We start from the raw sequence: 20279 nt of genomic DNA on the forward strand, positions 1-20279 counted from the left end.
GTGAAGCGGTGCTGGCCGTTCTCCCCCGCCGCTCGCTGTCCGGCGGGGGAGTGGCAGGGGGGACCGGAAGGCGGAGCAGAGACAAAGCGTCGCAGCATGCAACCTTCGTATGGGTTGGACAGACGTATCTTGCGCGTGCGAAGAAAAATTGCGTTGCACGACTGAAACGAAGTCGTCACCTTCCCTTTCACATGACTAACCGTCCGTTTATCGAACGGACCAGAGAGCGACGCCAGGGCCGATGACGCTGCGCCGCAAGATCCGCTGGCTGACCTGGATCGGCCTGATCGGCTGCCTGATGGCGGCGATCCCCGCGCTCTACCTGCTGCGGCAGGGCATGATCGCCGAGCGGGGCCAGCTTGCCGCCGCCCTGGTGGAGTCCGCCGGGCTGCTTCTGCAGGATCTGGAACGATCGGCGGCATCGGGTGCGATCTCCGGCGACGAGGCGCGCGACCGGGCGCGGACGGCCCTGCTGGCCCTGTCGGCCAAGCCCTTTCATGTCAAACTTTTCACGGACGGCGTCGTCCCGCCGAACTGGCCGGCCATCGACCGCGCGGTGACGGCGGAGGGGCGCTTCGAAGCCTGGGGCTGGGCCATCGCCGCCGCCGGCGACATCGGCGACCTCGACCGCGATTTCCTGATCGAGGCGTCGGGCTTCCTGCTGTTCCTGGCGGCGTTGCTGGTGCTGAGCTGGCCGGGATCGCTGTTCCTGTCGCAGCATGTGGTCGGGCCGCTGGAAGCGCTGTCGGACCGCATGCGCCTGCTGACGGAGGGGCGGACCGATATCGACATTCCCGGCCGCGAGCGCTGCGACGAATTCGGTGCGATGGCCCGCGCCATGGAGTTCTTCCGCCGCGCCGCCATCGCCCTGATCGAACGGGACGAGCGGCTGGCCGGCATCATGAACAATGTCGGCGAGGCGATCCTGCTGGTCGACGGCCGCGGCCGCATCGAGGAACACAACCCCGCCGCCGTCGCCCTGTTCGGCGTGCCTGCCGGGGAACTGCGCGGCCGGCCGCTGTCCAGGCTGTTCGCCGCCGCCGACCGGGCGCGGATCGATGCGCTTCTGGCCGGAATGGCTGCCGACACCGGCGTGCCCGAGCCGGTGCGGGAGGAGGCGCTGGGGATCGAACGTGCCGGAAGCGGCGAGCGGATCGAGGCGTCGCTCAGCGTGTCGCCGCTGGTGGTGCAGGGGCGGCGCGGCTTCGTCTGCGCGCTGGCCGACGTGACCGAGCGGGTGCGTCACGAACGCGAACTGATGCGGCTGGCCACCCGCGACCGGCTGACCGGCCTGCCCAACCGCGCGATGATCGAATCGCTGCTGGAAGCGGCGGTGGAGCGCAGCTGCCGTTACCGGCGCCCCTTTGCTGTGCTGTGCCTGGACCTGTCGCGCTTCAAGCTGATCACCGACACGCTGGGCCATCAGGCCGGCGACGCGCTGTTGCAGGAGGTTGCGCAACGGATCGTCGCCTCGGTGCGCGCCGCCGATCTGGTCGGCCGCATCGGCACCGACGATTTCGCCGTGCTGCTTGAGGAAATCCGCGACGCCGACGAGGCGGCGGCGATTGCCGGGCGCATCCTGGACGCCTTCGACGCGCCGGTCACCCTGCCGGGCTGCGAGCATTACGTCCGGCCGGCGGTCGGCATCGCCGTCTACCCGACCGATCTCGCCGGGGTCGGCGCCGCCGAGGGACACAGGGACGGCGACGATCCGCAGGCGCTTTTGCGCGCGGCCGAGACGGCGCTCTATGCCGCCAAGCGGATGGGTGGACGCCGCCATGCCTTCTTCCGTCCGGAACTCGCCGAACAGGCGCGGCGTCAGCTGGCGCTGGACGGCGATCTGCGGGCGGCGTTGGCGCTGAAGCAGTTCCGCCTGCATTACCAGCCGAAGGTGTCGCTGATCGATTACTCGCTGGAAGGGTTCGAGGCGCTGCTGCGCTGGGAGAAGCCGGGGCAGGGGCAAACTCAGGGAACCATGATCCCGCCCGGCGAGTTCATCCCGGTGGCCGAGGAGACCGGCTTCATCGTCCCGCTCGGCGACTGGGTGCTGGACGAGGCCTGCCGCCAGATGCGCGAATGGCTCGATGCCGGGATGGAGCCGGTGCCGGTCGCCGTCAACATCTCGCCCAAGCATCTGCGCAACCGCAGCGCCGAGGATTTCCGGCGCATCATCGACCGCCACGGCCTGCCTCCCGGCCTGATCGAACTGGAGATCACCGAAGGCGCGGTGATGCAGGATCTCGATCATGCGCTGGCGGTGCTGGCGGCGTTGAAGGCGATGGGGATCCGGGTCGCGGTGGACGATTTCGGCACCGGCCACTCCAGCCTGAGCTACCTGAAGCGGTTGCCGATCACCACGCTGAAGATCGACCGCTCCTTCATCAACGGCGTGCCGAACGAGCGCGAGGACGCCGGCATCGTCTCGACCATCATCGCCATGGCCGACATGCTGGGCCTGCATGTGGTCGCCGAAGGGGTGGAAAAGACCGAGCAGGCCAACTTCCTGCGCCACCACAACTGCACCCAGGTCCAGGGCTGGCTGACCGGCCGCCCGGTGCCGGCCGACGCCGCCTGCCATCTGCTGATGGAGCGTCTGCGGCAGATGGCGGCGTTAGGGGCTGCCTGACACCGGCACCGCCTTGCGCCGCGGGCGGGTAACCGTCAGTTCGGCCAGGGTGACCGGGCGGAAATTCCAGACATCGACGCCGACGTCGATCTGCCGGGGCTGCGGCTTCAACTGGCCATGGCTGTGGCCGTGCAGGTTCAGCGCCTTGCGGTGCATGCCGTTCCAGGTGCGGAAGGCGTAATGGCACATCACCAGATCGATGCCGTCCAGCGTCAGTTCGGCGTAATGCCCGACGCTGGCCCAGCCGGGCAACGCCAGCGTTTCCGGGCCGTCGTTGTTGCCGGCGATCAGATGCTTGGTGCCGTTCAGCCGGCCGAGCAGGGCAGCCATGGCGTCGGGCTTCATGTGCAGGGCGAAATCGCCGAGGTGCCAGACCTCGTCGCCGGGGCCGACGGTGGCGTTCCAGTTCGCCTCCATCGCCGCGTCCATCTCGGCGGTGGACTCGAAGGGACGGCGGAAACGGCCGCGGGCGCCGCCATGGCCGAAATGGGTGTCGCTGGTGAAGTATACGGTCATCGACCGGTCAACGCCGGCGCGCCGCCGGCGGTTCCCGCAATTGGGATCCTCCGTTGGGCGCGCCGCCGGATCCCAACTCAGTGCTTGTGATCGCCTGCCGCCGGGTCGAGGAAGCGGTGCAGGTGGACGATGTAGTAGCGGGTGTGGGCGTCGTCGATGGTCTGGCCGGTGGCGCCGCGCCATGCCTTGTAGGCGTCCTCATAGCTCGGGAAGATGCCGACGATGTGCAGCTTCGACGGATCGACGAACTGGTCCGAGTCCGGACGCACGAGTTCGCCGCCGAACACGAGGTGGAGGAGCTGTTTGTCGGGCATGGCGGGGTCCTTATAACCGGGGTGATTGGGGAGTTCTGGCTGTCTTTGCGCCGGCAGGCCGGCTGATGCGTCGCATTCTCATATCCGTCGTCCGGGCGGCGCTTCAAGCCTGTTGACACATCCACCGACCTTTGCCACCACGGGACCGCGGCGTTTTCAGGATCAGGATAAAGAATCCGTCCATTTGCCGCAGATGACGGGGGCCGGAAACATGGCCGAACACTGCGAGGATCGAGCGATGGCAAGTGGTCATACCGCGACTCGGGAGAAACATCGGCGGGAGCTGCGGGTCTGGGACCTGCCGACCCGCCTGTTTCATTGGGCGCTTGTCGCCGCGGTGACGGTCGCGATTCTGTCGGCCGAGCTTGGTGTGCTTGCCGTTCATATGTTGGCAGGCGAAACAGTTTTGATTCTTGTGCTGTTTCGGCTGGTCTGGGGCGTGGTGGGCAGCCAAACCGCCCGCTTCGCCGAGTTCGTGAAGGGACCGGGGGCGATCCGGGACTATCTGAAGCGCTCCCGCACGGGTGGGGAAGCCACCTTCACCCTGGGCCACAACCCGCTGGGTGCGCTGATGGTGGTGGCGCTTCTGCTGGTGCTGCTGGTTCAGGCGGGCAGCGGCCTGTTTACCAGCGACGACATCCTGGTCGACGGTCCGCTGGTGCCGCTGGTGTCCGGCGCCACGGTGGCGCTGCTCAGTTCGCTGCACCGGCTGCTCGCCAACGGCATTTTCGTGCTGATCGGGCTGCATGTGGCCGCCGTGTTCTTCTATCTGCTGGTCAGGAAGGACAACCTGATCCGCCCCATGCTCACCGGTCGCAAGCCTCTGCCGGCTCGGCTGGCGGCGACGGAGCCGCGCCGTGCCCCGGCGGCGCTGGCGCTGGCGATCCTGGCGGCGTCCGCCGGACTGGTCTTCCTGGTGCTGCGCGCCGCCGGCTGAAGCCGCCAGCCGGTCCTGCCGGGCTGGAAGCTACGATATATGCCGTTGGTTGTGTGCGACAATGCGCCGTCTGGGGCTCGACGCCTTCCAGTCTAGAATGACTCTAGATTGATCCGCACAAAACGCCACGAAACCAATGATGCCGGCCCGATTTCCCGGATCGATCGACCTTTGCCTGGATGAAGCTTCAGGTTGCGGTGGGATATCGGCCGGCCGGGGGACCGCCAGTCATGCACGCACACACCGGATACCGGCCGACTGCCGGATTGAAAGGCCTTCTGGTCGCCGCCACCGCCGCCTTGGGCATCCTTGCCGCCACCGCCGGCACCGCGCCGGCCGCCGATCCGTCAGTCGCCAATCCGCCGGCTGCGGGCGGCGACGCCCTGATGGGCCGCGCGCGCGAGCTGTTCAAGCCGCTGCCCGCCACCCTGCCCGTGGTCCGCAACAACGCGGTCACCCGCGAGAAGATCGAACTGGGCAAGATGCTGTTCTTCGATCCGCGCCTGTCGGCCAGCGGCATCTTCTCCTGCAACAGCTGCCACAATCTGGGGCTCGGCGGCGTCGACGGCCTGGAAACCTCGGTCGGCCATGGCTGGCAGAAGGGGCCGCGCAACGCGCCGACGGTGCTGAACGCCGTGCTGAACGTCGCCCAGTTCTGGGACGGCCGCGCCGAAGACCTGAAGGCCCAGGCGAAGGGGCCGATCCAGGCCGGTGTGGAGATGAACAGCACGCCCGACCGCGTGATGGCGGTGCTGAACAGCATTCCCGCCTATCAGGCCAAATTCGCCGACGCCTTCCCGAACGAGAAGAACCCGGTCAGCTTCGACAATGTCGCCATGGCGATCGAGGCGTTCGAAGCGACGCTGACCACCCCCGCCGCTCCCTTCGACCAGTATCTGGAGGGCAAGGCCGATGCGCTGACCGACACCCAGAAGGCCGGGCTGGAGCTGTTCATCGACAAGGGCTGTTCCGGCTGCCACAACGGCGTCAATGTCGGCGGCCACGATTACTTCCCCTTCGGCGTCGTGACCAAGCCGGGGGCGGAGATCCTGCCGCCGGGCGACAAGGGCCGCTTCGCCGTCACCAAGACCGCCGACGACGAGTATGTCTTCCGTGCGCCCACCCTGCGCAACGTCGCGCTGACCGCCCCCTATTTCCATTCCGGCAAGGTGTGGGACCTTCGTCAGGCGGTTGCGGTGATGGGGTCGAGCCAGCTCGGCGCCACCCTGTCCGACCAGGAGATCGACAAGATCACCGCCTTCCTGACCGCGTTGACCGGCCAGCAGCCGCGTGTTGACTACCCGCTGATGCCGGCCAGCACGCCAGCCACGCCGCAGCCCGTCTTCAAGTAAGGCCTATCCCGAAGAAAGCCCGGACAAAGAAAAAGCCCTTCCCCACGCCGGTGGGGAAGGGCTTTTCCGTCGGGAGCGCCGCTTATTCGGAACGGTAGCGCTGGTGGCAGGCCTTGCAGCTGTCGGCCATCGCGCCGAACGCCTTGGCCGTGGCAGCCTTGTCGCCGGAAGCGGCGGCGACCTTCAGGGCCTGGGCGGAGGCCTGGAGACCCTGCGCCTTGGCGGTGAAATCCGGGAAGTTGGCCCAGATCACTTCCTTGGCCGCCGTCTTGCCCTTGTCGGAGCCGGGCGGGAACAGGCTGGGGATTTTGGCGGCGAAGGCGTCGATGCGATCGGTGACCGGACCGATGGCGGCGAGGTCGCCCTTGCCCACCGCGTCCTTGATCTCGCCCATCGCCTTCTTGTAGTCCTCGAACCCGGCCTTGCGGGTCTGGATCACGTCCTGGGCCAGAGCAACGCCGCCGGTCAGCATCAGCGCGGCCGACGCCGCAAGCACGATACGGGAAAACACGGTTCTCATCCCTTCGTTGAATTTTGTCCCCAACGCCAGACCTTACACACCGCAGCGCCAAAGCTGTCAAGTGAAGCAGGCATGACGCCGCTGTGCCGTCATGGCGTTCATTTGTGCTGTAAGAAATAATGCTGCAAATGGCCGGGCGCGGGATTTGGCAGGGCTGCGGGTTCGATCCGCGGGCGGTTGGAAATACCCGCGGGCGCGGTCCGGTACAGCACAGCCACAGGGCGGAAAAACCGCCGAACCGCACGGCTTTCACCGGCCAACCGGCCTTGCAACCGGGGTAGAGCGGAAGTAAGGTCCGGCCTCGCGCCTTCCACCCGGAGGGGCAGGCGTCTCACCGACGTCTCCGCCACACCGTCTCCATAGCCCTGAGGGGGCCCATCGCCATGTCGATCATCGCGTCCCGCCTGTCCCGCATCAAGCCGTCGCCGACCATCGCCGTGACCAACAAAGCCCGCGAACTGAAAGCGGCCGGTCGCGACGTCATCGGCCTGGGTGCCGGCGAGCCGGACTTCGATACCCCCGACAACATCAAGGCCGCCGCCATCAAGGCGATCGAGTCCGGTGACACCAAATACACCGCGGTGGACGGCACGCCCGCTCTGAAGAAGGCGATCTGCGCCAAGTTCGAGCGCGAGAACGGCCTGAAGTATACGCCCGAGCAGATCACCGTCGGTGTCGGCGGCAAGCAGGTGCTGTACAACGCCCTGATGGCGACGCTGAACCAGGGCGACGAGGTCATCATCCCGGCGCCCTATTGGGTCAGCTATCCGGACATGGTCGAACTGGCGGAAGGCACGCCGGTTGCCGTTTCCTGCCCGGCCGAGCAGGGCTTCAAGCTGCAACCCGCCGATCTGGAAAAGGCGATCACGCCGAAGACCAAGTGGTTGATCCTGAACTCGCCGTCGAACCCGTCGGGTGCGGCCTACACCCGCGCCGAGATGAAGGCGCTGACCGACGTGCTGGTCAAGCATCCGCATGTCTGGGTGATGACCGACGACATGTACGAGCACCTGCTGTATGACGACCTGGAGTTCGTCACCCCGGCCCAGGTCGAGCCGTCGCTGTACGACCGCACCCTGACCGTCAACGGCGTGTCGAAGTCCTACGCGATGACCGGCTGGCGCATCGGCTATGCCGGCGGCCCGAAGGAGCTGATCAAGGCCATCGGCGTCATTCAGAGCCAGTCGACCTCCAACCCGACCTCCATCGCCCAGGCCGCCGCCGTCGAGGCGCTGAACGGTCCGCAGGACTTCATCAAGGAGCGTGGCGAGGCCTTCCGCCAGCGCCGCGATCTGGTGGTGTCGATGCTGAACCAGGCCAAGGGCCTGCATTGCCCGAAGCCGGAAGGCGCCTTCTACGTCTATCCGTCCTGCGCCGGCACCATCGGCAAGGCGACCCCGGACGGCAAGGTGATCGAGACCGACGAGGATTTCGTCACCTACCTGCTGGAGTCCGAAGGCGTTGCCGTCGTCCAGGGTTCGGCCTTCGGCCTCGCCCCGCACTTCCGCATCTCCTACGCGACCTCGACGGAAGCGCTGGAAGAGGCGTGCAAGCGCATCCAGCGCGCCTGCGGCAACCTGCGCGACTGATCACGTCAGCAGGACCTGAACAAGGAAAAGGGCCGGCTCCGCAAGGGGCCGGCCCTTTTCCTTTGGCCGTTACTTCGCGGGGATCATCCTGTCGCGATCATCCTGTCAATGGCGCCGAGCGTGAATTTCAGCACCGCTTCGTCGGCCAGCTTGCCGTCCTTGATCTTCTCGCCGACGCCGCCGATCACCACCTGGGGGCCACCCAGCAGCTTGGCCGGAAGCGCCAGCAGCGTGTCGTTCACCTGCTGGTGCGCCCGCACGCCGCCGGTGAAGGCGGGGGAGTTGGAGATGACCAGCACCGGCTTGCCGATCAGCGCCGACTTGCCGTAGGGGCGCGAGGCCCAGTCCAACGCGTTCTTCAGCACGCCCGGCATGCCGTAATTGTATTCCGGCGTGACGATGACGACGCCGTCGGCGTCGGCAATGGCCTGACGGAAGGCATGCACCTCCGCCGGGGCGTCGGGCGTGTCGATGTCCTGATCGTAGAGCGGCAGGCGCAAATCGCGGATGTCCATGCTGGCGCCGGCCGGCAGGGCGTTCTGCAGTCCGCGCAGGATGGCCAGCGAGTTGGAGTTGCTGCGCAGGCTGCCGGGGAGGCCCAGCAGTTTGGCACGCACCGTTGCATCGGTCATGAAGCGGTTGCCTTTCCTGTAGTCTTCGATCTGTTTTCTTACGGGCAATTGCCGGTCCCGGTCCAGTCGATGGAGTTGCGGGACGGGCACAATGGCGCTGAAATGGTCGGCGCAGGCCCGGCTTTCCAACAGGTCATGCCCGCGTTGCCATTGGGGCAAGCCCGGAAGGGCAACGCATGCCGGCTGTGACCATCTTGGGCTGCGACTGTTGATTGGCTGGATGACTACCCACTTAGAGGCCACACAAAGGGTAGGACGCGCCACCGGGCGCGGCCATGGGATTCGGGCTTCGGTTCTGACGGATCGGAAAGAAGGGGAGGCGACATGGCGACGCGGCGACTGGATCGGGACGATCACGTCCGGAAACATCTGGCGCTGATGCTGCAGGAATGGCAGGAGATGACCGGCCGCGACATGGCGACCGCCACTGCCGACCAGCGGCTTCAGCATTGCACCACCCAGCTGATCGACCTGCTGGGCGAGGCGGAACGCGCCGACGAAGCCGCCATGGCGGAAGTCTGAAGGCACGTCATCGATGGTTGCAGGAGCGGCCCGAGCCTGATGGGGTTAAGCCGCCCCTGACCGATGCGATGGTCTTACTGGGGCGCCATGCGAATGGCGCCGTCCAGGCGGATGACGTCGCCGTTCAGCATCTCGTTCTCCAGGATATGCTGCACGAGGCGGGCATACTCCTCCGGCTTGCCGAAGCGCTTGGGGAAGGGGACGGTGGCGGCGAGGCTGTCCTGGACCTCCTGCGGCATGTTCAGCAGCATCGGCGTGCCGATCAGGCCGGGGGCCACCGTCATCACGCGGATGCCGTGGCGGGCGAGATCGCGGGCGGCGCAGATGGTCAAGGCGACGATGCCGCCCTTCGACGCGGCATAGGCGGCCTGCCCGATCTGTCCCTCATAGGCGGCGACCGAGGCGGTGTTGACGATCACGCCGCGCTCGCCGCTGTCCAACGGGTCCAGCTTGGCCATGTCGGCCGCGGCCAGCCGCAGGATGTTGAAGCTGCCGATCAGGTTGACCTCGATTACCGACCGGAAATTCTCCAGCGGCATCGGTCCATCGCGGCCGACGATACGCTGGGCGGGCGCGATGCCGGCGCAGTTCACCGCGATGCGGGCCGGACCATGGGCCGAGCGCGCCTGATCGAGCGCCCGCTCGGCCGAAGCGCCGTCGGTGACGTCGCAGACCAGACCCAGCCCGCCGATCTCATGCGCGGTCTTCAGCACCGCGTCCTCGTTGACGTCCAGCACGGTCACCTTGGCGCCGAGCCCGGCCAGATGGCGTGCCGTCGCCGCCCCCATGCCCGAGGCGCCACCGGTGACGATTGCGGACAGTCCCTGGATGTTCATGGCATCTCCTCCTTAATTGCGACCGGTCCGCGCATGGCGCCGGCCTTGTGTCCAACAGGATGCGATCGCACTTGTTGTTTACCAGATGGCCGCCGAACCATACCACACCGTATGGTGAGAGACATCATGCCGACGACGATGCCCTCTGCCATCTGCGAACGGGCCAATTCCAACAGGGATTCTCGCGTCCATGACCGCATCGTCCGTCTCTCCCTCCCTTGGCCGCTCTCTGGGCACCGGCACCGCGCTGACGGTTTCCGATCCCGACCGGGTCGAGCGGGACGAACGGCTGGTCCGCCGCCGCTTCTGGCAGAAGCTGCGGGCCAACCTGCATCGCGTACCCTTCCTGGAGGAACTGCTGGCCGCCTATTTCTGCGCGACCGATCCGGCGACCCCGTACCGGGCCAAGGCGATCCTGCTGGCGGCGCTGGCCTATTTCGTGCTGCCGGTGGATGCGGTGCCGGACTGGCTGCTGATCGCTGGCTTCACCGATGACGCTGCGGTGCTGGCAGCCGCCGTGCAGACCGTGCGCACCAACCTGACCCCGGGCCATTGGCTGCGGGCGAAGGAGGTCCTGCGCGCCGAAAAGGGCGGTGAGGAGATGGAAAGCACCGCCTAATCGGGCTTCGACCGCGCCATCTTGCGGCCGTCCGCCGCGTCGCGATGCATGGTGTAGAGGGCGGAGCCGGCGATCACCAGGGCACCCACCCAGCCCCACAGGTCCATGGTCTGGCCGAAGACGATCCAGGCGACGATGGCGGTGAAGGGCAGCCGGGCATAATCATAGGGCATCATCGCCGAGGATTCGGCCAGCGACAGCGCCTTCGTCATCGCCAACTGCCCCAGTGTCAGGATGCCGCCCAGCAGAGCCAGCCAGCCCAGTGTGCCCAAGCTCGGCCAGGTCCAGACGAACAGCGCCGGCACCAGGGCCATCGGGGTGACCAGCAGGCCGAGGAAGGTGACGATCACCGAAGAGCTGTCCTTTCGGCTGAGCAGCCGCATCTGCAGGACGGTGCCGGCTGCGGCGACGCAATGGACGAACAGTGCCAGAAAGGCCAGATCGATCGGCGCCGCCCCCGGCCTCAGCACGATGATTACGCCGATCAGGCCGGCGCAGACCGCGGCCCAGCGCCGTGGCCGCACCCGCTCGCCCAGGAGCAATGCCGCTCCCGCTGCCACGAACAGCGGGATGGCGAAGCTGACCGCCGTCGCGGTGGGCAGCGGGATTTGGGAGATGGCGTAGAACCAGGCGCTCATGGCGCAGAGCGTGGTCAGCGCCCGCGTCACATAGGGTCCGAGCCGCCGCTCCGCCAGCACCGCCCGGCAGGCTGGCGCGCCGGCCGTCAGCGCCCAGGGCAGCATCCACAGCAGGCTGAACAGGTTGCGGAAGAACACGACCTCCAGCGGGTCCATCACCGTCGAGGCCCACCGCACCGCCGTGTTGCCGATTCCGAACAGCAGTGCCGACAGCAGCATGAAGCCGGCGCCGAGCAGAAGCCGGTTGGACGGCGCCCGCAGGCGGGGGCCGGCGTCCATGGAAGAGGCGGAGACGGTCACGGTCATCGTCCCTGGCAAGCCGTTGGCGGATGGTCCGGTCCGGCTCGCAGGAGGCCGTTAGCGCAAACATGGATCCGTCAGGACCGTCTGCGGTCGGACCACCTGCGGCCATTGCCGCGACAACGATCCTCCGAAGGAAACCTCGCCAGCGCAAGCAAAATACGAGAATGAGACGTCATCATACTCCCGTATGGCGGGTATTGGTTCGAAGGTTGCGAAGTTCGGACTCTTCCTCGGTAGGACAGCCTATTCCGGGCTGCTGCCAACGATGAGGCTGTGCGGCAGGCTGATCGTGAAGCGCACGCCGGGATCGGTGTTTTCAATCGACAGGATGGCGTCCAGCTGTTTGGACAGGGTGTGGATCAGCCGCATGCCCAGGCTGCGGCTGCGGCGCCAGTCGAAATCGGGCGGCAGGCCGACACCGCGGTCGCCGACGATCATCTGCACGGTCTCGCCGTCCCGCCGCAGCCCGACGACGATGACGTTGGTGTCTTCCGAGGCTCGGTCAGGAGCGCCGGCCTGCGATCCCGCTGCCACGCCGACCATGGTGGAGGCAAGCGGCCGGTAGGCGTGCTTGATGGCGTTCATCACCAGTTCGTTGGCAAGCAGGCCCAGCTGCACCGCATGGTCGGTCGGCACCTCCACCGGTTCCACCACCAGTTCCAGTCGCCAGTTGCCGCCTTCGGAGCGGGCGGAGCGTTCCAGGTCCCGGCACAGCTCAGTCAGATAGTCGTGGAAGGGGATGAAATGGACGTCGTCCACGCGGTAGAGCAGACGGTGGATGTCGGCGATGGCCTGGACGCGGCGTCCGGCTTCCAGCAGATGCTCGCTCAACTGCGCATCGCCGACCGCCTGCCCCTGAAGGCTCAGCAGGCTGGAAACCACCTGCAGGCTGTTCTTGATGCGGTGGTTGGCCTCGCGCATCAGTAAATCCTTCTGCGCCAGCACCGCGTCGCGCTCACCGATGGTCCGCTCCAGCGAGGCGGTGCGGTCGCGCACCCGCCGCTCCAGCTCGCGCTGAACCTGCCGGGCGGCACCGGCCTGCCGGAAGCCGAAGACCGACAGGGCGGCCAGCGCCATGGCCGCCGCCGCCGCCAACCCGGCATAGGGGGCGATCAATCGCTGCCAGGACGCCAGAATCGGTGCCAGATCCAGCCGGACGACCACATGGACGGGCCAGCTGTCGACCCGGCGGTGGGCGACGATGGTGGCGGCGTCGCGGGCGACGCCGCCGTCCGGCTCGACCTCGATTGCCCGGCGGGCGGTATCGGACAGCGGGGCGGGCTCGGCGGAGCTGTCGGGCTCGCGCACCAGCACGTCGAGGCTGCCGGCGCGCACCAGGATGGTCACCGGCTCGTGCGGGAGGTCCAACTCCTTGTAGAAGCCGGACAGGTAGGACGGATCGATGGTGACCGAGGCGATGCCGCGGAAGCCGCCGTCCGGTTCGGACAGCCGGCGGCTGAGCAGGAAGGTGGCCTTGTTGGTCACCCGGCCGATGATGCGGGGGCCGACATGGGGCTGGTCGACCAGGCGGCCCTGCTGCGCGTTGCGCTGATGGAACAGGAAGATCTCGCGGTCGGACGCATCGGAATAGGGAGCCGGGAAGGCTGCCGTCGTCAGCCGCAGCAGTCCCGTCGCATCGTTCAGCCAGATGGCGTCCAGGAAGGGCAGCCGGGCGCGCTGGGCGTTCAGCTTGTCCCACAGGACGCGCGACCCCGCGACCTCGGTCCAGGGTCGGCCGGCGCTTTCCTGGGCGGCGTATTCCACCAGCAGGTCGGCGGCATCGAACAGGCGGGCGGCATGTTCCGCCAGGACGCGGACGGCCGCCCGTGCGCGTTCCTGCGCTCCATCGATAGCCCGTTCGCGCGACTGCACCCCGACCACCACGGTGACCACGGCGAGGAACAGGAAACCGCAGGCGGCCAACCACCCGATGGCGGCCTCCAGCCTCGGCTTGCGGAAAGGCAGCGCGCCGTCCGCAGCAATGCGTTCGGAACCGGTGGACTCGTCGGAAAGCGGGGGGAGGGCAGGGCCATTCAATCGGCCGTTCCTTTCCCTTCGATGTGGATCGCCATACAGGTTGTCGGGCGGGTGGGCAGAATCGTGGAATAGTAGCGCAGGGTCAGCTGCCAGTAACCTTATCTTTCGTAGACTCAAGGTTACGCTTGGTTCCGACAAGACCGGCCCGGCGGCCAAAGCGATTCACCAAAGCAATTCAAAGGCCGAAGCGATCCAAAGATCGAACGGCTTCAACGGATCGAATCGTTGTGCAGCACCATCTCTGTCGCCAGCCGGGCGGCGCACAGGTCGGCCAGGGCGGTGCCCACCGACTTGAACAGGGTGATCTGGTCGTAGAAACGCCGGCCGGCACGTTCGCCGCGGCCAAGTTCGAACAGGTCGCCGGCGATGTCGTCGGCGGTCAGCACGCCGGAGGCCACCGGCTGCGCGATGTCGCCGGCCTCAGCCGGCGTGCGGTCGCGGCAATCGACGAAGACGCGCGCGCGGCGGATGCACTCGTCATCGACCTCCCGCATCTCTGGCGTCACGCCGCCCAGCAGGTCCAGATGCTGGCCTGGCTGCAGCCAGTCGCCACGGATCAGCGGGCTGTGCGACGCGGTGGCGCAGACGACGATGTCGGCGCCACGCACCGCCCCTTCGAGGTCGGCGGTCACCTCGATGCGGAATTTCGGCCGGTGGAAACGGGCGGCAAGCTTGCGGGCCTTCTGGGGATCGCGTCCCCAGACCAGCACATGGCGGAGCGGCCTCACCGCGGTGTGTGCCTCCACCAGCTCAAGGGCCAGCGGACCGGTGCCGACTACCAGCATCCGGTCGGCATCCGGCCGCGCCAGATAGGAGGCGGCGAGTGCGGAGGATGCGGCACCGCTGCGCCGGCCGAGCGTGGCGGAGGAGTCCATCAGAACCTGGGGCACACCGGTCTTGCCGTCGACCAGCAGATAGACGCCCTGGGTCCGCGGCAGGTCGCTGCCGGCATTGTCGGGAAAGACGGTGTCGATGCGCAGCCCGATTGCCTGATTGATCTGCCAGGCGGGGGCGAGCAGCAGCGCGGCGTCGCTGGCGCCATAGGTCTTGACCCGATGGCGGTGGGCCGGCGGGGCTTCCACGCCGGCGCGGAAGGTCTGCCGCAGGCGTTCGACCAGCATGCGGTGGTGCAGAACGGATCGAAGCTCGGCGCCGCTGACGGTGCGCATGGAACCCCCTCCCGCCGGCCGGCATGGCGTTCCGCCCCGATGGAAAGGGACGGAAGCCCTCAACTGACAAGGTTAATCGATGGCTCTGGCCCCGATGACGCTCAGTGAACGGTCGGCGCGCTGCCCTGGGCGGCCGCGACCGGCAGGGTGGAGCCGGGCAGCGTGCCCGAAACCGGGCCGGAAACCGGACGGGTGCTTTCGGCCAGACGCTTCTCGGCGGCGGCGGCGCGGGCCTGCGCCTCCTTCAGCTCACGCTCCAGATACAGCACGCGGTTGCCCTCGCGGCGGGCGCGGCGGCGATGGCGGCGCTGGCTGTTCCAGACAATGAAGCCGCCGGCCACGAAGCCCACCACCAACGCGATCAGCGTGGCCAGATACACCGGCGTTTCGAGCGTGAAGGGCAGCGGCCACAGCGACAGGGTCACGATACCGCGGTTGGAGATCGCGAACAGGATCGCGACGAGGGCCACGGGAATGGTGACGATCCAGGAAAGATGGCGCAAGGCTAAGGTTCCTTGAGAGTGATACGGCCGGAATACGGCGCTGAGACATGGCCGGACCGGCGCTCACTCCGTGTTCAGACGCTCGCGAAGCTGCTTGCCGGTCTTGAAGAAAGGAATGCATTTCTCGCCGACGTCAACCGATTCCCCGGTCCGGGGGTTGCGACCCGTGCGCGCGTCCCGCTTCTTGATGGAGAAGGCGCCGAAGCCGCGCAGCTCCACCCGGTCGCCCCGCGCCAGCGCCTCGGTGATCTCGTCGAAGATGGTGCCGACGATCTTTTCGATGTCGCGCTGGTACAGGTGCGGGTTCCGCTCCGCCAGCCGTTGGATCAGTTCCGACTTGGTCATGACCGTTGACGTTCCCCCATTAGATGCGGGCACATTAGGTCGGATTGCGCCGCGCTTGGACAGCAGCGTGCCACCGGGCGAATAAGGCGTCAAGCCCCACCCGCGGTGCTAAGCCGTTACGACACAATCGTTTTTCCGAACGGTGGAAGGTGTTTTGCCACCAAAGAACCTGCTCACTCCGAGGAGCGTGGCGGCAATCTCCGGCATGGATCGTGACGGAAATTTGAAAGCAATCAACGGCTTCGCGAAAGAAAACCCGGGCACCGGCTCAGATTCCGCTCAGCCGCGTTCCTTCCAGGATGGCGCCCTCCAGCACCGCCGACGAGCGGTCGCAGCCGGTCAGGTCGGCCAGGGTCAGGTCGCTGCCCTTCAGGTTGGTCTCGGTCAGCGAGGCGCCGGCCAGCCGTGCCCGCACCAGCGATGCGCGCATCACCTTGGCCCCGGCGCTGACCAGCAGCATGCCCAGATTGGCGCCGTCCAGCCGGCTGTCGATCAGGATGGCGCGGTCCAGCTTCACCCCGCGCAGGTCGGCGCGGCTGAGATCGGCGGACCGCAGGTCAGCACCGTCGAACTGGGCGGCCTGCAGCTGGGCGCCGTTCAGCCGGGCGTGGCGCAGCCGGGCGCCGCTGCCTTTGGCAAGCGTCAGGATCTTGCCCGTCAGGTCCGCCCCTTCCAGGTTCAGCCCGGTCAGGTCGAGCTGGCAGCCCTGCTTGCCGCTGGTGCCCAGCCAGATCATGTGCTGGCGCAGCATGCTGTCCAGCTGGTCCACCGGCAGGGCCGGCAGTTCGTCTGCGACGGATTCCTCCGGTTCGGGCTCCGTCGCCGCGGCCTGGAGCGGCGCCTGCCGGGCAGCAACGGCCTGCTCGTCAGTGCGGATCGCCTGTTCCAGACCGCCGGCGTCCAGGCTCGCCCCCTCCAGGATGGCGCCGCGCAGGTCGGAGCCGTTGAGGTCGGCCCCGCGCAGATCGGCACCGGAGAAGTTGGCCCCGCGCAGGTCGGTGCGGTCCAGCCGGGCGCCGGACAGCCGGGTGTTGGTGAAGTCGGCCGCCTGGGCGAAGCTGCCCGACAGCTTGGCCCGCGCCATGTCGGCGTTGGTCAGGCGGGCCGATGCCATGTCGGCGGGACCGGGGTCGAAACCCACCACCTTCAGTTCGCCGGCGCTGTTGCGGTTGACCATGCTGCCGTCGCGCAGGTCGACCTCCACCATGGTGGCGCCGTCGAGCTTGGCGCCGCGCACGTTGGCGCCGCGCATGTCGGTGCGGAACAGCCGCGCCTCCGACAGGTCGGCCCCGCGCAGGTCGGCGCCATACAGGTCGGCATGGTCCAGCACGGTGCCGCGCAGGTCGGCGTCGCGCAGGATGGCGCCGGCCAGATGGGCGCCCGTCAGGTTACGGCCGGCCAGCGACAGGCCGGACAGGTCGAAGAAGGGCAGATTGGCGCGGGCGCCGTTCGGACGCCCTTCGGCGAATCGGACATGACGCTCGCACACACGGTCGAGCTGGTCCTGGGTCAGGCGGATGCGGGATTTGCCGTCTTGCGCCATGGCCGGTCACGCGAACAGGGCGTCGATGTCGGCCTGCGAGATCCCGCCACCGCCCGGATCGGCAGCCGGAGGGGGCGGCGGAGCCGGCTTCGCGACAGGAGGCGGGGGCGGGGGTGGCGGGGGTGGCGGGGAGGGCTCCACATCGGCCGGCAGCGGCTCGGCCCGCTCCGCAATCCCCGGCACGCTGTCGAACAGCGCGTCGATGGCGTCCTGGCTGACCTCCGGCCCGCCCAGCTGCGGTCCGTTCAGCAGATGCGCGTCCGGCCGGGTGTCGCCCAGCTTGCGGTGCGAGGACACCTCGCCCGAGGCATGCTGCTGGGGGTCGACGGCCAGCCGCTCGACGCCCCAGATCTCGATCATCGTGTTCACGCGCTCTTCGATGTAGCGCAGCGTGTTGACGACCTTGGTGGTGCGCTGGCCGGTGATGTCCTGGAAGGAGCAGGCGGTCATGATCTCGATGCACCACGCCTCGACCGCATCGATCCGTTCGGCCAGATCGGCGTCGTCGCGCGGGATCGACATGGTGATTTCCTGAATCTTCTCCGTCGCGTTCAGGATGTCGGTGGTGGCGCGTTCGGTGGCGGCGACGATCTCGTCCAGTTCGCCGGTCGCCGCCTCGATGCGGTTGGACCCGGTGTCGGTCGCCTTCAGGGCCGCGATGTCGCTGCGTGCCTCGCGCACCACCTGGGTGATGGCAGTCAGTTCCTGCTGGATCCGCGGATCCTCGCCAGGGGCGAAGGCGGTGAAGGCGCTGGACGATGTGCCGCTCAGCCGGTCGACCTGGGTGCCCAGCTTGTCCACCAGCCGGTGGAACTCGTCGGAGGCGACGACGCGGCTGCGCCGGTCGCGCATGCGCAGGAAGGCCCGCCCCCGCGCGGTCTGCGACAGGGCCTCTTCCATCTGCAGATACTCTTGCTCGGTCAGTTCGAGCAGTGACCCGCCGCTCATAGCGCTCAACCCGTTCCTCGACAGCCGCGCCTTCCCGGCATCTCCGGGGCCGCGCCGACCGTCGTCCTATACCACCGTATTTCTTTACCGGGAGTTTCCGACGCCACCACGTTATCATCGATGCAGCGGATTTGGCGGACAGGGTACGGCCATGGAGGCCGGCTCGGCTCTGAACGCCGTCGGACGGCCGACAGGCTTGAACAGACTTCGTTTTTATCCCAAATCAGCCCGATCGATGGCCATCTCGCCTTAGAAATTCCCAGCAGGAAAGGAACAGTCCATGAAGATGGCGGTGCGTCCGGTGATGTTTGCGGCGGCGGTCGGGATCGCGGCGCTGACCGGCGGCGCGCTGGTGGCACCGGCCGACTCGGCGCTGGGCCGGATCGGTTCCGCCATCGGCCTCGGCGCCTCGCCGGCCGAAGCGGCGCTGCCGCTGGGTGCGGTCGGCGGCGGCACCATCGCCCCGATGCTGGAGCAGGTGACACCGGCCGTGGTGAACATCTCGGTGCTGAGCCAGGCGCCCCAGGCCGAAAACCCGCTGCTGCGCGACCCGTTCTTCCGCCGCTTCTTCAACCTGCCCGACCAGATGCCGCAGTCCAAGCCGCAGGTCAGCGCCGGGTCGGGCGTGATCATCGATGCCCGCAACGGCTACGTCGTCACCAACAACCATGTGGTGGAGAACGCGCAGGAGATCGCGGTCACCCTGAAGGACCGCCGCCGCCTGCGCGCCAAGCTGATCGGCCGCGACGCCGCCACCGACATCGCGCTTTTGCAGATCAAGGCCGACGGGCTGGCCGCGCTGTCCATCGGCGACTCGGACCGCACCAAGGTCGGCGATTTCGTCGTGGCCATCGGCAACCCGTTCGGACTCGGGCAGACGGTGACCTCCGGCATCGTCTCGGCAATGGGCCGCAGCGGGTTGAAGATCGAAGGGTACGAGGACTTCATCCAGACCGACGCCTCGATCAACCCGGGCAATTCCGGCGGCGCCCTGGTCAATTTCCAGGGAGAGCTGATCGGCATCAACACCGCCATCATCGGCCCGGCCGGCGGCTCGGTCGGCATCGGCTTCGCGGTGCCGGTCAGCATCGTCCGGTCGGTGGTGGAACAGCTGCGCGAATATGGCGAGGTGCGGCGCGGCCGGCTGGGCGTCGCCATCCAGGACCTGACGCCCGACCTTGCGGAAAGCATGAGCCTGAAGGGCGACGAAGGCGCGCTGATCGCCAAGATCGAGCGCGGATCGCCGGCCGACAGCGGCGGTCTGCGCAGCGGCGACGTGGTGATCGCGGTCGATGGGCGGCCGGTGCGCAGCGCCACCGATTTCCGCAACCGCATCGGCCTTCTGCGCGTCGGCACGCCGGTGCAGTTGACGGTGATGCGCGAGGGCGGGCAAAAGTCGGTCACCGTCCGAACCCAGCGTTGACTCCACCCCAGCGTTGCCCCCCAACGTTGGCCAAAGTGAATGGACCGTCGAGGAGCCACCCCGTACCGGCATGATGCGTTCGAACCCTCCCCGCCGCCCGGCCGCTCCGCCGGCGCCCACGCCCGGCCGCAGCGCGGCCCAGCGGCAGCGCGAGATCGCGACGCTGCTGATGCGGCTCGACGCCATGCTGAAGCAGTCGGCCGAACTGGCCCAGACGGCGCGCGAGCGGGTGTCGGTCGGCGGGCTGGCCCGCTATCGCCGTTTCAGCCGGCGGGTGCGTGACTTCTTCGCGCTGGCCGCCCTGACCCAGGAGCGGCTGGACGCGGCGCCGGAGGAGATGGAGGATCTGATCGACCCCATGACCACCGCGCTGGAGCGTCTGCACGCCCGCATGGTGGTCCAGTTCGTGGAGGGCAGCGCCGCCTTCTTCGCCAGCTTCGCGCGGGTGAAGGCCCTGCCCATCGGCACCCATGAGATGTGCGGGGTGGAACTGCGCGGTGTCCTGGAAATCCGCAAGTTCCTGGACGACCCGCTCTATGAAGGGGAGCGCGGGCAGGCCCTGCGCGCCGAGGCCGACCGCATCGCTGCCCTGATCCGGCGGGTGATGGACCGCATCCCGCCGCTACCCGATTTCGGCGACGAACCCAGCATCGGCCCGCGCGGCACGCTGAACAGTCCGCTGAAGGGCCCCAACGCCCATCTGCCGCCCGGCCGTGCCGCCGCCCGCCCGTCTGCCGATCGCTTGGCCGCCGCCCGTCCGAGCGGCATGCCGCCGGCCGCCCCGCCGGCCCCGAACCCGAGCACCGAGGTCCGCTCCCTCAGCCTCGACCAGTTCGAGGACGACGAGGAGGAGTAGGAAGGGGAGGGGAGGGGCCGGATCGACCGTCCCGCCCCCCTCGGCATCCCC

General features: G+C 67.9%; 20 protein-coding genes. 8 read left to right on the plus strand and 12 right to left on the minus strand.

Features of this window, described 5'->3' with window-relative positions; genetic code table 11:
- Nucleotides 1–241 precede the first annotated feature (241 nt).
- On the plus strand, nucleotides 242–2626 hold the full coding sequence (locus VH569_RS22495) for an EAL domain-containing protein (protein WP_423318070.1): 2385 nt from the start codon (nucleotides 242–244) through the stop codon (nucleotides 2624–2626).
- On the opposite strand, the gene VH569_RS22500 is transcribed toward VH569_RS22495, so the two are convergent.
- Entirely contained in the window at nucleotides 2612–3142 is a 531-nt protein-coding gene (locus VH569_RS22500) for a metallophosphoesterase family protein (protein ID WP_423318072.1), read from the minus strand. The genes VH569_RS22495 and VH569_RS22500 overlap by 15 nt on opposite strands.
- Before the next feature lie 77 nt (nucleotides 3143–3219).
- Nucleotides 3220–3456 (minus strand): DUF4170 domain-containing protein, encoded by a 237-nt coding sequence (locus VH569_RS22505; RefSeq protein WP_098738845.1) that lies wholly within the window; start codon nucleotides 3454–3456, stop codon nucleotides 3220–3222.
- 238 nt (nucleotides 3457–3694) lie between these two features.
- Between VH569_RS22505 and VH569_RS22510 the strand changes: the two genes are divergently transcribed.
- Complete coding sequence (locus VH569_RS22510; RefSeq protein WP_423318074.1) at nucleotides 3695–4393, plus strand: cytochrome b/b6 domain-containing protein; 699 nt, start codon at nucleotides 3695–3697, stop codon at nucleotides 4391–4393.
- A 230-nt stretch (nucleotides 4394–4623) separates the two neighbouring features.
- Complete coding sequence (locus tag VH569_RS22515; protein WP_423318076.1) at nucleotides 4624–5745, plus strand: cytochrome-c peroxidase; 1122 nt, start codon at nucleotides 4624–4626, stop codon at nucleotides 5743–5745.
- Between the two features lie 82 nt (nucleotides 5746–5827).
- Here VH569_RS22515 and VH569_RS22520 read toward each other — a convergent pair whose 3' ends face one another.
- Complete coding sequence (locus tag VH569_RS22520; protein WP_109445848.1) at nucleotides 5828–6265, minus strand: c-type cytochrome; 438 nt, start codon at nucleotides 6263–6265, stop codon at nucleotides 5828–5830.
- Between the two features lie 383 nt (nucleotides 6266–6648).
- On the opposite strand from VH569_RS22520, the gene VH569_RS22525 reads away from it, so the two are divergent.
- The gene (locus tag VH569_RS22525) at nucleotides 6649–7854 is read left to right on the plus strand and encodes an aspartate transaminase (RefSeq protein WP_423318078.1); all 1206 of its coding nucleotides are present in this window, start codon (nucleotides 6649–6651) and stop codon (nucleotides 7852–7854) included.
- An 83-nt stretch (nucleotides 7855–7937) separates the two neighbouring features.
- On the opposite strand, the gene VH569_RS22530 is transcribed toward VH569_RS22525, so the two are convergent.
- Nucleotides 7938–8486 (minus strand): NADPH-dependent FMN reductase, encoded by a 549-nt coding sequence (locus VH569_RS22530; RefSeq protein ID WP_423318079.1) that lies wholly within the window; start codon nucleotides 8484–8486, stop codon nucleotides 7938–7940.
- A gap of 324 nt (nucleotides 8487–8810) precedes the next feature.
- On the opposite strand from VH569_RS22530, the gene VH569_RS22535 reads away from it, so the two are divergent.
- A complete protein-coding gene (locus tag VH569_RS22535; protein WP_098738850.1) occupies nucleotides 8811–9008 on the plus strand; it encodes a hypothetical protein in 198 nt (65 codons plus the stop codon).
- 74 nt (nucleotides 9009–9082) lie between these two features.
- Here VH569_RS22535 and VH569_RS22540 read toward each other — a convergent pair whose 3' ends face one another.
- Nucleotides 9083–9844, minus strand: a complete 762-nt coding sequence (locus tag VH569_RS22540; protein WP_149197763.1) for an SDR family NAD(P)-dependent oxidoreductase — start codon at nucleotides 9842–9844, stop codon at nucleotides 9083–9085.
- Nucleotides 9845–10034: 190 nt separating this feature from the next.
- Between VH569_RS22540 and VH569_RS22545 the strand changes: the two genes are divergently transcribed.
- Complete coding sequence (locus VH569_RS22545) at nucleotides 10035–10463, plus strand: YkvA family protein (RefSeq protein ID WP_423318082.1); 429 nt, start codon at nucleotides 10035–10037, stop codon at nucleotides 10461–10463.
- On the opposite strand, the gene VH569_RS22550 is transcribed toward VH569_RS22545, so the two are convergent.
- The 7 genes from VH569_RS22550 to VH569_RS22580 all read right to left on the minus strand — a co-directional run bounded on the left by VH569_RS22550 (nucleotide 10460) and on the right by VH569_RS22580 (nucleotide 17949).
- Entirely contained in the window at nucleotides 10460–11407 is a 948-nt protein-coding gene (locus VH569_RS22550) for a DMT family transporter (RefSeq protein WP_423318084.1), read from the minus strand. The genes VH569_RS22545 and VH569_RS22550 overlap by 4 nt on opposite strands.
- A 240-nt stretch (nucleotides 11408–11647) precedes the next feature.
- Nucleotides 11648–13441: a sensor histidine kinase gene (locus VH569_RS22555; protein ID WP_423318085.1), complete on the minus strand. Its 1794-nt coding sequence runs from the start codon at nucleotides 13439–13441 to the stop codon at nucleotides 11648–11650.
- Between the two features lie 209 nt (nucleotides 13442–13650).
- On the minus strand, nucleotides 13651–14610 hold the full coding sequence (locus VH569_RS22560; protein ID WP_423318086.1) for an ornithine cyclodeaminase family protein: 960 nt from the start codon (nucleotides 14608–14610) through the stop codon (nucleotides 13651–13653).
- A 101-nt stretch (nucleotides 14611–14711) separates the two neighbouring features.
- Entirely contained in the window at nucleotides 14712–15113 is a 402-nt protein-coding gene (locus tag VH569_RS22565) for a lipopolysaccharide assembly protein LapA domain-containing protein (protein WP_098738869.1), read from the minus strand.
- A 63-nt stretch (nucleotides 15114–15176) separates the two neighbouring features.
- Nucleotides 15177–15458, minus strand: coding sequence for an integration host factor subunit beta (ihfB, locus tag VH569_RS22570; RefSeq protein WP_085090428.1), 282 nt, complete (start codon nucleotides 15456–15458; stop codon nucleotides 15177–15179).
- Nucleotides 15459–15726: 268 nt separating this feature from the next.
- On the minus strand, nucleotides 15727–17001 hold the full coding sequence (locus VH569_RS22575) for a pentapeptide repeat-containing protein (RefSeq protein WP_423318088.1): 1275 nt from the start codon (nucleotides 16999–17001) through the stop codon (nucleotides 15727–15729).
- Nucleotides 17002–17007: 6 nt separating this feature from the next.
- Nucleotides 17008–17949, minus strand: coding sequence for a hypothetical protein (locus VH569_RS22580; protein ID WP_423318089.1), 942 nt, complete (start codon nucleotides 17947–17949; stop codon nucleotides 17008–17010).
- A 280-nt stretch (nucleotides 17950–18229) separates the two neighbouring features.
- On the opposite strand from VH569_RS22580, the gene VH569_RS22585 reads away from it, so the two are divergent.
- Both VH569_RS22585 and VH569_RS22590 read left to right on the plus strand, forming a co-directional pair.
- Nucleotides 18230–19372: a Do family serine endopeptidase gene (locus tag VH569_RS22585; RefSeq protein ID WP_423318091.1), complete on the plus strand. Its 1143-nt coding sequence runs from the start codon at nucleotides 18230–18232 to the stop codon at nucleotides 19370–19372.
- A gap of 70 nt (nucleotides 19373–19442) precedes the next feature.
- The gene (locus tag VH569_RS22590; RefSeq protein WP_423318092.1) at nucleotides 19443–20228 is read left to right on the plus strand and encodes a hypothetical protein; all 786 of its coding nucleotides are present in this window, start codon (nucleotides 19443–19445) and stop codon (nucleotides 20226–20228) included.
- Nucleotides 20229–20279 lie beyond the last annotated feature (51 nt).

Source organism: Azospirillum sp. 11R-A (assembly GCF_049472615.1).
In the GTDB taxonomy this organism is placed as follows: domain Bacteria; phylum Pseudomonadota; class Alphaproteobacteria; order Azospirillales; family Azospirillaceae; genus Azospirillum; species Azospirillum palustre.

Excerpts from the sequence above, each read along its gene's own strand:
- VH569_RS22495 (WP_423318070.1), top strand. The coding sequence starts at position 242 with ATGACGCTGCGCCGCAAGATCCGCTGGCTGACCTGGATCGGCCTGATC.
- VH569_RS22500 (WP_423318072.1), bottom strand. The coding sequence starts at position 3,142 with ATGACCGTATACTTCACCAGCGACACCCATTTCGGCCATGGCGGCGCC.
- VH569_RS22505 (WP_098738845.1), bottom strand. The coding sequence starts at position 3,456 with ATGCCCGACAAACAGCTCCTCCACCTCGTGTTCGGCGGCGAACTCGTG.
- VH569_RS22510 (WP_423318074.1), top strand. The coding sequence starts at position 3,695 with ATGGCAAGTGGTCATACCGCGACTCGGGAGAAACATCGGCGGGAGCTG.
- VH569_RS22515 (WP_423318076.1), top strand. The coding sequence starts at position 4,624 with ATGCACGCACACACCGGATACCGGCCGACTGCCGGATTGAAAGGCCTT.
- VH569_RS22520 (WP_109445848.1), bottom strand. The coding sequence starts at position 6,265 with ATGAGAACCGTGTTTTCCCGTATCGTGCTTGCGGCGTCGGCCGCGCTG.
- VH569_RS22525 (WP_423318078.1), top strand. The coding sequence starts at position 6,649 with ATGTCGATCATCGCGTCCCGCCTGTCCCGCATCAAGCCGTCGCCGACC.
- VH569_RS22530 (WP_423318079.1), bottom strand. The coding sequence starts at position 8,486 with ATGACCGATGCAACGGTGCGTGCCAAACTGCTGGGCCTCCCCGGCAGC.
- VH569_RS22535 (WP_098738850.1), top strand. The coding sequence starts at position 8,811 with ATGGCGACGCGGCGACTGGATCGGGACGATCACGTCCGGAAACATCTG.
- VH569_RS22540 (WP_149197763.1), bottom strand. The coding sequence starts at position 9,844 with ATGAACATCCAGGGACTGTCCGCAATCGTCACCGGTGGCGCCTCGGGC.
- VH569_RS22545 (WP_423318082.1), top strand. The coding sequence starts at position 10,035 with ATGACCGCATCGTCCGTCTCTCCCTCCCTTGGCCGCTCTCTGGGCACC.
- VH569_RS22550 (WP_423318084.1), bottom strand. The coding sequence starts at position 11,407 with ATGACCGTGACCGTCTCCGCCTCTTCCATGGACGCCGGCCCCCGCCTG.
- VH569_RS22560 (WP_423318086.1), bottom strand. The coding sequence starts at position 14,610 with ATGCGCACCGTCAGCGGCGCCGAGCTTCGATCCGTTCTGCACCACCGC.
- ihfB (WP_085090428.1), bottom strand. The coding sequence starts at position 15,458 with ATGACCAAGTCGGAACTGATCCAACGGCTGGCGGAGCGGAACCCGCAC.
- VH569_RS22575 (WP_423318088.1), bottom strand. The coding sequence starts at position 17,001 with ATGGCGCAAGACGGCAAATCCCGCATCCGCCTGACCCAGGACCAGCTC.
- VH569_RS22580 (WP_423318089.1), bottom strand. The coding sequence starts at position 17,949 with ATGAGCGGCGGGTCACTGCTCGAACTGACCGAGCAAGAGTATCTGCAG.
- VH569_RS22585 (WP_423318091.1), top strand. The coding sequence starts at position 18,230 with ATGAAGATGGCGGTGCGTCCGGTGATGTTTGCGGCGGCGGTCGGGATC.
- VH569_RS22590 (WP_423318092.1), top strand. The coding sequence starts at position 19,443 with ATGATGCGTTCGAACCCTCCCCGCCGCCCGGCCGCTCCGCCGGCGCCC.